Origin of the sequence: Vibrio sp. VGrn 2, assembly GCF_009361695.1 — a bacterium.
Lineage (GTDB): Bacteria > Pseudomonadota > Gammaproteobacteria > Enterobacterales > Vibrionaceae > Vibrio > Vibrio diabolicus.
Map to the genome: position 1 here is coordinate 25,286 of NZ_RBWD01000015.1, position 13,989 is coordinate 39,274.

General features: G+C 47.6%; 12 protein-coding genes. 7 read left to right on the top strand and 5 right to left on the bottom strand.

Going from position 1 to position 13,989, the window contains the following annotated elements; translation table 11 throughout:
- Nucleotides 1-230 precede the first annotated feature (230 nt).
- From ilvG to ilvA, 5 genes are read left to right on the top strand one after another with little or no spacing between them, the layout of a single operon-like run.
- Complete coding sequence (ilvG, locus tag D8S93_RS20175; protein ID WP_152815122.1) at nt 231-1,877, top strand: acetolactate synthase 2 catalytic subunit; 1,647 nt, start codon at nt 231-233, stop codon at nt 1,875-1,877.
- Between the two features lie 11 nt (nt 1,878-1,888).
- Complete coding sequence (gene ilvM / locus D8S93_RS20180) at nt 1,889-2,173, top strand: acetolactate synthase 2 small subunit (RefSeq protein WP_005378958.1); 285 nt, start codon at nt 1,889-1,891, stop codon at nt 2,171-2,173.
- Nucleotides 2,174-2,185: 12 nt separating this feature from the next.
- Nucleotides 2,186-3,124: a branched-chain-amino-acid transaminase gene (gene ilvE, locus D8S93_RS20185; RefSeq protein ID WP_152815125.1), complete on the top strand. Its 939-nt coding sequence runs from the start codon at nt 2,186-2,188 to the stop codon at nt 3,122-3,124.
- Nucleotides 3,125-3,138: 14 nt separating this feature from the next.
- Nucleotides 3,139-4,980 carry a dihydroxy-acid dehydratase gene (gene ilvD / locus D8S93_RS20190; protein WP_152815128.1) on the top strand — a complete coding sequence of 614 codons (1,842 nt, stop codon included), beginning with the start codon at nt 3,139-3,141 and terminating at the stop codon, nt 4,978-4,980.
- Nucleotides 4,981-4,982: 2 nt separating this feature from the next.
- Nucleotides 4,983-6,530 carry a threonine ammonia-lyase, biosynthetic gene (ilvA, locus tag D8S93_RS20195; protein WP_053807526.1) on the top strand — a complete coding sequence of 516 codons (1,548 nt, stop codon included), beginning with the start codon at nt 4,983-4,985 and terminating at the stop codon, nt 6,528-6,530.
- Nucleotides 6,531-6,585: 55 nt separating this feature from the next.
- On the opposite strand, the gene punR is transcribed toward ilvA, so the two are convergent.
- Entirely contained in the window at nt 6,586-7,488 is a 903-nt protein-coding gene (punR, locus tag D8S93_RS20200) for a DNA-binding transcriptional activator PunR (RefSeq protein WP_005394068.1), read from the bottom strand.
- A gap of 152 nt (nt 7,489-7,640) precedes the next feature.
- On the opposite strand from punR, the gene punC reads away from it, so the two are divergent.
- A complete protein-coding gene (punC, locus tag D8S93_RS20205; RefSeq protein WP_031780373.1) occupies nt 7,641-8,846 on the top strand; it encodes a purine nucleoside transporter PunC in 1,206 nt (401 codons plus the stop codon).
- A 45-nt stretch (nt 8,847-8,891) separates the two neighbouring features.
- Here the strand turns inward: punC and D8S93_RS20210 are convergent, their stop codons facing one another.
- Nucleotides 8,892-9,668, bottom strand: coding sequence for a transporter substrate-binding domain-containing protein (locus D8S93_RS20210; RefSeq protein ID WP_047010280.1), 777 nt, complete (start codon nt 9,666-9,668; stop codon nt 8,892-8,894).
- A gap of 115 nt (nt 9,669-9,783) precedes the next feature.
- On the opposite strand from D8S93_RS20210, the gene D8S93_RS20215 reads away from it, so the two are divergent.
- Complete coding sequence (locus D8S93_RS20215; RefSeq protein WP_031780374.1) at nt 9,784-10,524, top strand: amino acid ABC transporter permease; 741 nt, start codon at nt 9,784-9,786, stop codon at nt 10,522-10,524.
- Nucleotides 10,525-10,605: 81 nt separating this feature from the next.
- On the opposite strand, the gene glmU is transcribed toward D8S93_RS20215, so the two are convergent.
- The 3 genes from glmU to atpD form a co-directional block, all read right to left on the bottom strand.
- Nucleotides 10,606-11,967, bottom strand: a complete 1,362-nt coding sequence (gene glmU, locus D8S93_RS20220; RefSeq protein WP_005394079.1) for a bifunctional UDP-N-acetylglucosamine diphosphorylase/glucosamine-1-phosphate N-acetyltransferase GlmU — start codon at nt 11,965-11,967, stop codon at nt 10,606-10,608.
- Between the two features lie 149 nt (nt 11,968-12,116).
- On the bottom strand, nt 12,117-12,539 hold the full coding sequence (locus D8S93_RS20225; protein WP_005378937.1) for a F0F1 ATP synthase subunit epsilon: 423 nt from the start codon (nt 12,537-12,539) through the stop codon (nt 12,117-12,119).
- Nucleotides 12,540-12,557: 18 nt separating this feature from the next.
- Complete coding sequence (gene atpD / locus D8S93_RS20230) at nt 12,558-13,961, bottom strand: F0F1 ATP synthase subunit beta (RefSeq protein WP_005383849.1); 1,404 nt, start codon at nt 13,959-13,961, stop codon at nt 12,558-12,560.
- Between the last annotated feature and the right edge of the window lie 28 nt (nt 13,962-13,989).

A 13,989-nucleotide genomic window follows, 5' to 3' on the forward strand; every position in this document is an offset into this window, starting at 1 on the left:
GCTAGCCCTGATTATCGTGGTCATTATTGGCACCGCGCGGGGTATTGTGGGCGAAAGGTAACCACAAATTACAAAAAACCCCCGCACTGAAAAGTCCGGGGGTTTTTTTACAACTACAAGTTGTCATCTGTCTAACCCTCGGACAGTTTAACGGGAAGAATGGGAGTGCACATGAAGTGCAATAAATATGGCAATCGCTACGAGCCACAACGTAGCAAAGGAGGTTTACGATGACTGGTGCACAACTTGTCGTAGCCGCTTTAAGACAGCAAGGCATCGAAACCGTTTTTGGCTACCCTGGCGGGGCCATCATGCCAATCTACGATGCTTTGTATGACGGAGGGGTGGAACACATCCTATGCCGTCATGAGCAAGGGGCCGCCATGGCCGCAATTGGTATGTCTCGTTCCACTCAAGACGTTGCTGTATGCATGGCAACTTCCGGCCCAGGGGCCACTAACCTTGTTACCGGCCTTGCCGACGCTTTCCTTGACTCCGTACCTCTAGTTGCCATCACAGGCCAGGTTGCTAGCTCTCATATCGGTACCGATGCATTCCAAGAAATGGATGTGATCGGAATGTCCCTAGCCTGTACTAAGCACAGCTATCTCGTGACCGAAATTGAAGACCTAGCGCCAACGCTAGCCGAAGCGTTTGAAGTGGCCAAAACGGGTCGTCCGGGTCCAGTCATTGTCGATATCGCCAAAGACGTTCAACTGGCTCAAACCCCAACAGATCTACTGCCTCCATACGTAGCGCCTGCAATCGAAGATGTCAGCGCTGAAGACATTAAGCGCGCACAAGATGTACTGGCAGCCTCAACTCGCCCAGTGTTGTATGTTGGTGGTGGCGTGCAACTCGCTAAAGCAACCGATGCAGTACGCGAATTCCTTCGCTTAAACCCAATGCCAGCAGTTAGCACACTAAAAGGCCTCGGTACCATTGAACGCCATGACCCTCACTATCTTGGTATGTTGGGCATGCACGGCACCAAAGCCGCTAACCTAGTGGTTCAAGAAGCCGATCTATTGATTGTGGTTGGCGCGCGTTTTGATGACCGTGTGACGGGTAAGCTCGACACGTTTGCACCAAATGCGAAAGTGATTCACATCGACATTGATGCTGCGGAGATTCATAAACTGCGCCACGCCAACGCACCATTACGTGGCGACATCAACACCATTCTTCCTCAGCTAGAGCTGACTCAAGATATCTCACCGTGGGTTCATCACAGTGAAAGTCTGCGCAGCGGCTTTAAGTGGCGTTACGACCACCCGGGCGAGTTAATCTACGCACCGCTATTGCTTAAACAACTGTCAGACATGATGCCAGACAGCTCAATTGTCTCGACTGATGTCGGTCAGCACCAGATGTGGGCAGCGCAACATATCCAGCCACGCGAACCACAAAATTTCATCACTTCTGCTGGCCTTGGCACCATGGGCTTTGGCTTGCCAGCAGCGATGGGGGCAGCAGTCGCACGTCCTGATGATCAGTCTATCCTTATTACAGGTGACGGTTCATTTATGATGAACGTGCAGGAATTGGGCACGCTGAAGCGTCGTCAGATTCCAGTGAAGATTGTCCTTCTTAATAACCAACGTCTTGGCATGGTTCGCCAATGGCAATCGCTGTTTTTCGACGGTCGCCACAGTGAAACCATTCTTGATGACAACCCAGATTTCGTGATGCTAGCAAAAGCGTTCGATATCCCGGGCAAGACCATCACCAAGAAAGAAGAAGTGGAGCCAGCGCTGAAAGAGATGCTAGCGAGTGAAACTTCTTACATGCTTCACGTTTTGATTGATGAAGAAGAAAACGTGTGGCCATTGGTGCCACCTGGCGCATCAAACAGTGATATGTTGGAAAATACATAGGAGACAATCGCATGGACAGATATTTACTCGACATCAAAGCCGATGACAAACCGGTACTGTTGGAGCGCGTTCTACGTGTGATTCGTCACCGAGGCTTCGTGATCAAACAAGTCGCTGCTACGCAAAACCATGAAAGTAAAGTAGCCAGCGTCGAGATCATTGTCGACAGCGATCGACCAATCTCGTTTTTGATCAATCAAATAGAGAAGTTGTGGGACGTTCGTAAGGTTGAGGTGCTAAAAATCCGCAACGATGAACTGCCAAATCACAACTTACAACAACACGTAAGTGCATAAGGAAGGCAACAAATGGCAACGAAAACTGCAGATTTCATTTGGTTTAATGGTGAGATGGTTCCATGGGCAGAGGCTAACGTTCACGTTCTGACTCACGCAATGCATTATGGTACATCCGTGTTTGAAGGCGTGCGCTGTTACAACACACCAAAAGGCCCAATTGTCTTCCGTCACCGTGAGCATGCACAACGTTTAAAAGATTCCGCCAAGATTTACCGTTTCCCGATCCCTTTTTCTGTAGAAGAAATCATGGAAGCTACCCGCGAAACACTGCGCCAAAACAAACTCGATAGCGCTTACATTCGTCCATTAGGTTTTGTCGGTAATGTTGGTTTGGGCGTGTGCCCACCAGTTGGCACTGAAATGGATCTAATCATTGCGGCATTCCCTTGGGGCTCTTACTTAGGCGAAGAAGCGCTAGAGAAAGGCGTGGATGCGATGATTTCAAGCTGGAACCGCGCGGCACCAAACACCATCCCGACAGCAGCTAAGGCCGGCGGTAACTACCTATCTTCACTACTGGTTGGTGGTGAAGCCCGTCGTCACGGATACGACGAAGGTATTGCTCTAAGCGTAGATGGTTACCTATCTGAAGGGGCTGGCGAAAACATCTTCGTTATCAAAGATGGCGTGATCACCACACCACCAGCAACTAGCGCGATTCTTCCGGGCATCACGCGTGATTCGATAATGACGAATGCACGCGATAAAGGCTACGAAGTACGTGAAGCCAACATTGCACGTGAAGCGCTTTACCTTGCCGATGAAGTCTTCATGACAGGTACTGCAGCTGAAATTGTGCCAGTGGCAACCATCGACAAAATTGAAGTGGGCACTGGTAAGCGCGGCCCTATCACTAAAGAACTACAAGCAGCCTACTTTGGCCTATTTGACGGCACCACGGAAGATAAGTGGGGCTGGTTAGACTATGTGTACCCAGAACAGAAGTAAGAAGGATTTAAGAAATGCCAAAATATAGATCAGCAACCACAACACATGGTCGTAACATGGCGGGTGCACGAGCACTATGGCGTGCAACGGGTGTGAAAGAAGAAGACTTCGGTAAACCAATTATCGCCGTGGTGAACTCGTTTACTCAATTTGTTCCGGGTCACGTACACCTGAAAGACATGGGTCAGCTTGTGGCACGCGAAATCGAAAAAGCTGGCGGTATTGCGAAAGAATTCAACACCATCGCGGTTGATGATGGTATCGCAATGGGTCACGGCGGCATGCTGTATTCACTGCCATCGCGTGAGCTGATTGCAGACTCAGTAGAATACATGGTGAATGCGCATTGTGCTGATGCCATGGTATGTATCTCTAACTGTGACAAAATCACTCCGGGAATGTTGATGGCATCCATGCGTCTCAACATCCCGGTTATCTTTGTTTCTGGTGGCCCGATGGAAGCGGGTAAAACAAAGCTTTCTGATCAGATCATCAAACTAGACCTTGTTGATGCAATGATCCAAGGCGCGGATCCAAAAGTATCTGATGAGCAAAGCGAGCAGATCGAACGCAGCGCATGTCCAACCTGTGGATCGTGTTCAGGCATGTTCACGGCAAACTCGATGAACTGCCTAACAGAAGCACTGGGTCTTTCTCAGCCGGGCAACGGTTCTATGTTGGCGACTCACGCTGATCGTGAACAGCTATTCCTTAACGCGGGCAGACGCATTGTTGAACTGACTCGTCGTTACTACGAGCAAGATGACGAATCCGCGTTGCCACGCAACATCGCAACTTATGATGCCTTCGAAAATGCAATGGCACTGGATATTGCCATGGGTGGTTCAACCAACACCATTTTGCACCTGTTAGCTGCAGCGCAAGAAGGTGAAGTGGATTTCGATATGGAAGATATCGATCGCCTGTCTCGCCAAGTACCGCACCTATGTAAAGTGGCACCATCCACTCAGAAATATCATATGGAAGACGTACACCGCGCTGGTGGCGTAATGGCGATTCTTGGTGAATTAGATCGTGCTGGTCTACTGCACAATGGTGCTCGCACCGTACTGGGTCTTTCAATGAAAGAGCAGTTGGCAAAATACGACATCATCCAAACGGAAGACGAAGAAGTACTTAAGTTCTACCGTGCCGGTCCGGCTGGTATTCGTACCACCCAAGCGTTCTCGCAAGATTGTCGTTGGGATCGCCTTGATGACGACCGTGCAGAAGGTTGTATTCGCGCGAAAGACAACGCCTTCAGCCAAGAAGGTGGCCTAGCCGTTCTATCAGGCAACATCGCATTAGATGGTTGTATCGTTAAGACAGCTGGTGTTGATGAAAGCATTCATAAGTTCACTGGCCCAGCCGTGGTATTTGAAAGCCAAGAAGACGCCGTAGAAGGCATCTTAGGCGGCAAAGTAAAAGCAGGCGACGTGGTTGTTATCCGTTACGAAGGCCCTAAAGGTGGTCCGGGCATGCAAGAAATGCTTTACCCAACCACTTATCTAAAATCGATGGGCCTTGGCAAAGAGTGTGCACTTCTGACTGACGGCCGTTTCTCTGGCGGCACATCAGGTCTGTCTATCGGCCACGCCTCTCCTGAAGCAGCAAACGGCGGTGCAATTGGTCTGGTAAAAGAAGGCGATATGATCGCAATTGATATTCCAAACCGTTCAATTTCACTCCAAGTGTCTGAACAAGAACTTGCTGAGCGCCGTGCAAAACAAGATGAACTAGGCTGGAAACCTGTTGATCGTCAAAGAGAAGTTTCCTTTGCACTTAAAGCGTACGCGAGCATGGCCACCAGTGCTGACAAGGGTGCAGTACGAGACAAGTCGAAGCTAGAGGACTAGCAATGATGGAATCTCAACCCGAAAAGAAAGTAAATCAAACTGGCGCAGACTATCTGCGCCAAATCCTTCGCGCACCTGTTTATGAAGTAGCAACAGTGACGCCACTGCAAGAAATGCCTCGTTTATCTGCACGTATCGGGAATAATGTGCAGATCAAGCGTGAAGATCGCCAACCCGTGCACTCGTTCAAATTGCGCGGTGCATACAACATGGTGGCGAGTTTATCTGAAGCGCAGAAAGCCGCTGGTGTCATCGCAGCATCGGCAGGTAACCACGCTCAAGGCATGGCGCTGTCTGGCACTAAGCTGGGCATCAAAACCACTATCGTGATGCCAAAGACCACGCCGGATATCAAAGTCGACGCCGTACGCAGCTTTGGTGGCAATGTGGTGCTGCACGGCAGCAACTTTGATGAAGCAAAAGCAGAAGCCGAACGTTTGTCAGAGCAATATGGCTATACTTTTGTGCCCCCCTTTGATCACCCACTGGTGATCGCAGGTCAAGGCACCATCGGTATGGAAATGCTGCAGCAAAATGGTCACCTTGATTACATCTTTGTTCCTGTCGGTGGCGGCGGTTTGGCCGCTGGTGTTGCGGTACTCGTGAAGCAGTTAATGCCAGAAATCAAAGTCATTGCCGTAGAGCCGGAAGACTCATCTTGTCTTAAAGCAGCGCTGGATGCTGGTGAACCAGTGGTACTAGACCAAGTCAGCATGTTTGCCGATGGCGTTGCAGTAAAGCGCATTGGTGAAGAGACTTTCCGTCTGTGCCAAAAGTACATTGATGGCCACATTGCGGTGTCTAGTGATGAAATCTGCGCAGCAGTAAAAGACATCTTTGAAGATACCCGAGCGATTGCTGAGCCTTCGGGTGCGCTTGCTCTGGCCGGTTTGAAGAAATTTGCTGAACAGAACAAGCTGAAAGACAAAAACCTAGGCACGGTACTGTCTGGCGCAAACACCAACTTCCACGGGTTACGCTATGTTTCTGAGCGCTGTGAGCTTGGTGAAAAACGTGAAGGTTTATTGGCAGTGACGATCCCTGAACGCCAAGGAGCATTCTTTGAGTTCTGTAACTTGATTGGCGGCCGTGCAGTTACGGAGTTTAACTATCGTTATAACGATGACGAACTCGCTAATATCTTTGTCGGTGTTCGTCTGCAAGGTGGTCAAGAAGAGTTGGAAAACATCATTCACGATCTACGTGAAGGTGGCTATCCGGTGGTTGACCTTTCTGACGATGAAATGGCGAAGCTACACGTTCGCTACATGATCGGCGGGAAGCCATCGAAGCAACTCAAAGAGCGACTCTACAGCTTTGAATTTCCAGAGTACCCAGGTGCCTTGCTGAAATTCTTAAGCACTCTTGGTACCCATTGGAATATTAGCTTGTTCAACTACCGTAACCACGGCGCAGACTACGGACGCGTTTTATGTGGTTTCGAGTTAGATGAAGGAGATTTAGCTCAGTTTTCTGCGCATTTACGCGAACTTGGCTATCAATGCAAAGACGAAACAGACAACCCGTCTTACAAGTTCTTCCTGTCATAAAACGCCACATTCCAAACATATCAAATAAAACACCTCGCTATTGCGAGGTGTTTTTTTATGACTGTAACCAATCTTGATGTAGCTGATTAGGCGATCCTAGGTAATCCACCATCCATTGGATCAATTTATGATTATCATCTTTGCGCCAGACCAAGCAACAATGACTGAGCGGCTTATCATCTGGCATCACCTTCTCCACCAGCACACCATCATTGATCAGTGGCGTTGCAATATGACGTGGCATGTAACCCACGCCAACTCCATTTTTCAAACATTCAATTGCACTGTACCAGTTGGGTAGTAACAATCGGCGTTGTTGCGGGTAATGGCCAGTATGGCGCTTTGGCAGCACGTTTGAAGTATCATCAAGGCAGATCGCCGGAAATTGACTCACAAACTCTTCAGTAAGCACTTGTTGGCGAACACAGGGATGAGCGGGAGACATCACAAATGCCCAATCCAATACGCCCATATCTTTGACTTCAAAATCCCCACCAACGGGAACCGCAGACGTGGCTCCAACGACTATATCAGCTCGTCCTTGTGCTATAGCCTCCCAAGAACCATTGAAGACCTCCATATTGATCTGCAATTCAGCAAATTCAAACTCGCGATAAAAATCTTCCACCAAAGGTTTGAGCTTCTCTAACTTCACCACGTTATCTAAGGTCAGTTTTAATGTACTCTTCCATCCCTGAGCGGCTCGGCGTGTTTGTGCTTTCACCTCTTCCATTTGACGCAGCAAAGAGCGAGCCTCAGCCATAAAAAGTTCACCTGCTGGAGTTAACTCCACTTTCCTCGGTAAGCGTCGAAACAGCACCACATCTAAATCTTGCTCGACCTGCCTTACTCCATAACTGATGGCTGAAGGGACTTTATGTAGCACCTCAGCCGCAGCGGTAAAACTGCCTAAACGGGCAACCGTATCCAGCATTTCCAGAGACGCTTTAGAGAACATGATTTAACCTTTCAAAAAATTTGATTGATAACCAACAATTTTAGCGTTTTATTTTCTTAAAATCGAAAAATAGAATAATAAGGTAAATAAATCAGGGTTGGCGCCAACTGATGTTGATTAAAAAATGATTAAATAATTTGACTGGTTGAATCATGAAAATATCAAAACTACAGCTCATTTATCTGGCAGCATTATCGATGCTTGGCTTCGTTGCTACCGATATGTATCTGCCAGCATTCAAAGCGATGGAAATCGACTTTGCAACAGGCCCTGAGCAAATAGCGCTCTCTTTAACGGTATTCCTAGTTGGTATGGCGGTTGGCCAGCTAATGTGGGGATTGGCATCCGATAAATTTGGCCACCGCAATACACTCGCGGCCGGGTTAGTGCTGTTTACTATCGCATCATTCGGTTTGGCTTTCTGTGACCAAGTATGGCAACTACTGACACTGCGCTTTATCCAAGCTATCGGTGTATGTGCACCAGCCGTGATCTGGCAAGCCATGGTCATTAAACGCTACTCAAGCAGCAGTCAGCAAATTTTCGCAACGATCATGCCGTTAGTCGCTCTATCACCAGCGCTAGCACCTCAATTAGGGGTAGTGTTGGCAGATAACTTCGGCTGGCACAGTATCTTTATTACGCTAACACTAGTTGGTGTCTTCTTGGTCTTTGCGACAATGGCCCAAAAAGACGAGAAAGCAGAAATCAAACAAACCAGTATGTCTGCCGACATCAAAGCGCTGCTGAGTTCTAAAAAGTACCTTGGCAACGTGTTTATGTTTGCGACGGCTTCGGCTGCATTCTTTGCTTACCTAACAGGTATGCCAGAAATCATGGCGCAACTAGGCTATGAAGCAAAAGATATTGGTTTGAGCTTTATCCCACAAACTATCGCGTTTATGGCTGGTGGTTACTTGGGTAAAGTCGGCGTTCGTAAATTTGGTGATGAAAAAGTTCTACGTCAATTGATTGGACTATTTAGTGTCGCGGCAATAATGATATTCATTGCCTCACAATGGGAACTGTCTTCTATCTGGCCAATTCTAGCGCCTTTCTGTTTAATTGCGGTAGCCAATGGTGCGCTATACCCAATCGTAGTAAACCGCGCGTTGGCAAGTGCTAAGCAAAGCCCTGCAACAGCTGCAGGCCTGCAAAACAGCTTACAAATTACTGTGAGCAGTCTATCAAGCGCATTAGTTGCTGCAATGGCAAGCCAAGCTCAAATGGTAACGGGCGTTGCAATCATCATCTGTATGGGTGGTCTTTGGATGGGTTACATCTTATCTAACCGTGAATTGTCTCAGCACTTCACGACTCCAGACAATGCTCGTGTAGTGAGTGAAGACGAACTTTAATTGTTCAGATAATAAAAAAGAGCCGCATAATGCGGCTCTTTTTGTTTATAAGCTTTTCAACCCCCACTTCTTGGCAGTCAGCTTGAAAAAGCCTTGGGTCTTTTTCAGCTCAACCCAATGGTTGATGTAATTAATCCATACTTGATCGTCTTGCGGCAACAGCATCGCAATTGGTGTCGGTTTACGCGGAGCGGCCACTGGTACTATCGCTAGTTGTTTAAACTTGTCCACCAACGTCGCTGCTTCCACATTGGACGTCACCGATACATCGGCCCTGCGAGCTAGTAATTCTTGGAAGTCGCGCGCTGGCGCTTCAATCACAATGTGTTGAGCCAGCGGGAAAAACTCTTTCACCATTTTTTCTTGCACCGTTCCTAGTGTCGCCGCGACTTTCACATCAGGCGTATTAAAATCTGCCCAATCAGAGAATTTGGCGAGATCTTTCTTTTGCACAACGGGTACAAAGGCAAGGTAGAAATACGGTTGGCTGTATCCAGCGACTTTCGCGCGCGACATATTCAGGGACGCGCTGCCAGTAATATCGTATTTGTTGGCGGTAATGCCATTGACTAGCGTCTTCCAATCCGTGGCTACATACTCTACTTTTACACCGAGATCTTTAGCAAGCTCTGTCGTTACGTCGATATCAAAGCCACGATAACTGTTGGTTGCAGGGTCTTTCATCGTCATCGGATTCCAATCTCCCGTCGTTCCAACACGGAGTACACCACTGTCTAAAATGGATTGAAGACGGCTTTCAGCATGAGCAATTTGAGTTGCAGCAAGTAAACACATTCCTAGCGCTAGTAAAATCTTTTTCATTTTTATTCCCTTAAAAATAATGACCTTATACGGTTTAATGATTAACCTTTATTAAAGCTCTATTGATAACATAGCAGCAACAATGGAAGTTTTTTAGTTAATTCAGGGAGTAAATGTGACCTTTCGAACTCTATGGCTGATTTCGCTGCTGTTGCTCACAGGTTGCTCAGATTATCAATGGGGCTGGTATGTGCTCGATCCCTCTACGGAGCAAGGACTCACCAATCTGAAGTTTTTAATCGCCGGATTTAGTGACACCATCCAAGTATCACTCCTCAGTATGTTATTTGCGATGACATTAGGTTTAATCATCGCCCTACCGGCTCTGTCGAACTCTCCCTACTTGAAGTGGATCAACCGCATTTACGTCGAGGTAGTCCGTTCAGTGCCTGTTTTAGTCTTACTACTTTGGGTGTATTACGGCATGCCAACGCTGTTGGATGTCTCACTCAATCACTTTTGGGCGGGTGTTATTGCACTGACCATTGCTGAGAGTGCGTTTATGGCGGAGGTGTTTCGCGGTGGGATACAAGCGATCAGCCGTGGCCAGCATGAAGCGGCTGAATCTTTGGGCTTAAGCTATTGGCAAAAGATGCGCTTGGTAATTCTTCCCCAAGCGTTTCGACAAATTCTCCCACCATTGGGAAATCAATTTGTGTATATCCTGAAGATGAGTTCTTTGGTTAGTGTGATTGGTTTGAGCGACCTCACTCGCCGTGCCAATGAGCTGGTGGTGAATGAGTACTTACCCCTAGAGATTTATACCTTCCTCGTTTTGGAGTACTTGTTGCTCATTCTATTCGTATCCCAAGCCGTTCGTTGGCTCGAAAAACGCATCGCCATTCCCAGTTACTAACGATGAAGCCTTTAGCTAGAAACAACAAAGCCGCTCTTGTTGAGCGGCTTTGATAATATAGCAACAGAGTGTAGGTACTGCTTATTTCTGTTTTACAGGGCGTTGCCAGCCATTAATTTTGCGCTCTTTGACGCGAGTAATCACTAACTCGCCTTCTTCAACATCTTTTGTCAGCGTCGTACCTGCACCGATGGTTGCGCCATCAGCGATAGTGACAGGCGCCACCAACTGACTATCAGAACCAACAAATACATCATTACCGATGATGGTTTTAAACTTGTTCGCACCATCGTAGTTACAAGTAATCGTACCGGCACCGATGTTCGTACGTTGACCGATTTCAGCATCGCCTAAGTAAGTAAGATGGTTCGCTTTTGAGCCTTCTCCGATGCGCGCATTTTTCACTTCTACGAAGTTACCCACATGGGAATCGTTACGCATCTCAGCACCAGGACGAAGGCGAGTAAATGGACCAACGGTACATTCTTCACCAACCGTTGCACCTTCAATCACACTGTAAGGGCGAACGATGGTGTTGTCGTCGATTTCGCAATCTTTCAGTACACAGCCAGCACCGATAACCACGTTATCACCGAGTGATACTTTACCTTCAATGATAACATTCACGTCGATTTCACAGTCCATACCGCACTGCAACTCACCACGCAAATCAAAGCGTGCTGGATCGCGTAGCATCACACCTTGCTCTAGTAGCTTCTGAGCTTGCATTGATTGGAAAGCACGCTCTAGACGAGCAAGCTGTGCGCGGTCGTTGACCCCTTCCACCTCAATGGCATTGACTGGGTGTACTGCTTCAACGGCGCGACCTTCATCGTGTGCGGCTGCAATAACGTCAGTTAGGTAGTACTCGCCTTGCGCGTTGTTATTGTTTAAGCCAGACAACCAACGCTTAAGATCCCCACCAGTCGCAACCATCACGCCAGTGTTGATCTCTTTAATTTGTTTTTGTTCTTCCGTTGCATCTTTTTGCTCAACGATCGCAACAACAGGACCATTTTTACGAATAATACGACCATAACCTGTTGGGTTATCAAGCATCACTGTAAGCAGTGCAATACCACCAGTTGGTTGAGCATCCAACAAGTTCTCGATGGTTTCGGCTGAGATTAATGGCACATCACCATAAAGCACGAGGATTTTCTCATCGTCTTCAAAGCGAGGAGATGCTTGGTCAACCGCATGGCCAGTTCCCAACTGATCCGCTTGCAGCACCCAGTTTACTGGTTCTTCAGCAAGAGTGGTTTGCATTTGATCACCACCGTGACCAAATACTAAGTGAATATTTTGTGCACCAAGACCAGTACATGTATCAATCACATGTTTTGCCATTGGCTTCCCTGCCAAAGTGTGTAGCACTTTAGGCATGTTCGAATGCATACGGGTACCTTTACCCGCAGCAAGAATCACAGCACTGAATTTCATTGAGAACCTATTGACGTTTTATGTTAATTGGCCGTTATTTTAAACAGCTCTTTTAAAATAGTTAATGGAGTAAGGTAAATTTCCAACTAAAATTAATCAAAAAGGCGACCATTTGGCCGCCTTTTGTCATGCAACGTTGCTAATTGAGCTTAGCGACGCTTTTTTGTCAGCTCGATAACTCGTAGCTGAGCAATGGCTTTAGCCAGTTCACTGGCCGCTTGTGCGAAGTCCATGTCACCATGCTGATTCTGGATTTGCTCCTCAGCGCGGCGCTTGGCTTCTTCTGCCTTCGCTGCGTCTAGCTCTTCACCACGGATAGCGGTATCAGCCAGTACAGTCGCTGTACCAGGCTGAATCTCTACCATACCACCAGAAACATAAATGATTTCTTCGTGGCCGTGCTGTTTCACAATACGCACCATACCAGGCTTGATAGCGGTCAGCAGCGGTGTGTGACCATGGAAAATACCAAGTTCACCTTCGCTACCGGTCACCTGAAACGTTTCAACACGACCAGAGAAGATTTTCTTCTCAGCGCTTACTACGTCTAGGTGAAAGGTTATTGCTGCCATATCGCCTCCTAGTTAGCCTTATAGCTTCTTCGCATTCTCAATAGCATCGTCGATGCTACCGCAGTACATGAATGCCTGCTCAGGAATGTCGTCGTATTCACCAGCTAGTAGACCTTTGAAGCCACGTAGAGTCTCTTTTAGAGGTACGTAAATACCAGGGTCACCTGTAAATACTTCTGCTACGTGGTAAGGCTGAGTTAGGAAACGCTCAATCTTACGTGCACGAGATACAACTTGCTTATCTTCTTCAGATAGCTCGTCCATACCAAGAATAGCAATGATGTCTTTCAGCTCTTTGTAGCGCTGAAGTGTCTGCTGAACGCCACGAGCAACTTCGTAGTGATCTTGACCAACTACTAGTGGATCAAGCATACGAGATGTTGAATCTAGTGGGTCGATCGCAGGGTATAGACCCATTGCAGCGATGTTACGGTTAAGTACAACCGTTGCATCCAAGTGCGCGAACGTGGTTGCTGGAGACGGGTCAGTCAAGTCATCCGCAGGTACGTATACCGCCTGTACAGACGTGATAGAACCTGATTTCGTTGACGTGATACGCTCCTGAAGTACACCCATCTCTTCTGCAAGAGTTGGCTGGTAACCTACCGCAGAAGGCATACGACCTAGCAGTGCCGATACCTCTGTACCTGCAAGTGTGTAACGGTAGATGTTATCAATGAACAGTAGTACGTCACGACCTTCGTCACGGAAACGTTCTGCCATTGTTAGACCAGTCAGTGCAACACGTAGACGGTTACCTGGTGGCTCGTTCATCTGACCGTAAACCATCGCTACTTTCGATTCTTCAGGCTTCTCAACGTTTACAACGCCCGCTTCCTGCATCTCGTAGTAGAAATCGTTACCTTCACGAGTACGCTCACCAACACCCGCAAATACGGATAGACCTGAGTGCTGTAGTGCGATGTTGTTGATAAGTTCCATCATGTTAACGGTCTTACCTACACCAGCACCACCGAATAGACCGATTTTACCACCCTTAGCGAATGGACAAATTAGGTCGATTACTTTAACGCCCGTTTCTAGAAGTGCGATCTCGTTTGATTGTTCTTCGTAGCTTGGTGCGCTGCGGTGGATAGAGTAAACCTCTTCCGCGCCCACTTCACCACGCTCATCAATCGCGTCACCTAGGACGTTCATGATACGACCTAGAGTTTTAGTACCGACTGGTACTGAAATTGGAGCGCCAGTGTTAACCACTTCAACTCCACGACGTAAACCATCAGAGCTACCCATTACGATACAACGAACTACGCCACCGCCTAGCTGTTGTTGAACTTCAAGAACTAGACGCTCTTTTGAGTCCGTTACGTTTAGAGCGTCATATACACTAGGTACATTGCTCTGTGGGAACTCTACGTCGACTACCGCACCGATGATCTGTACGATCTTACCTGTAGCCATCGTTAATCCTCTAAACTATTTCGTTTTA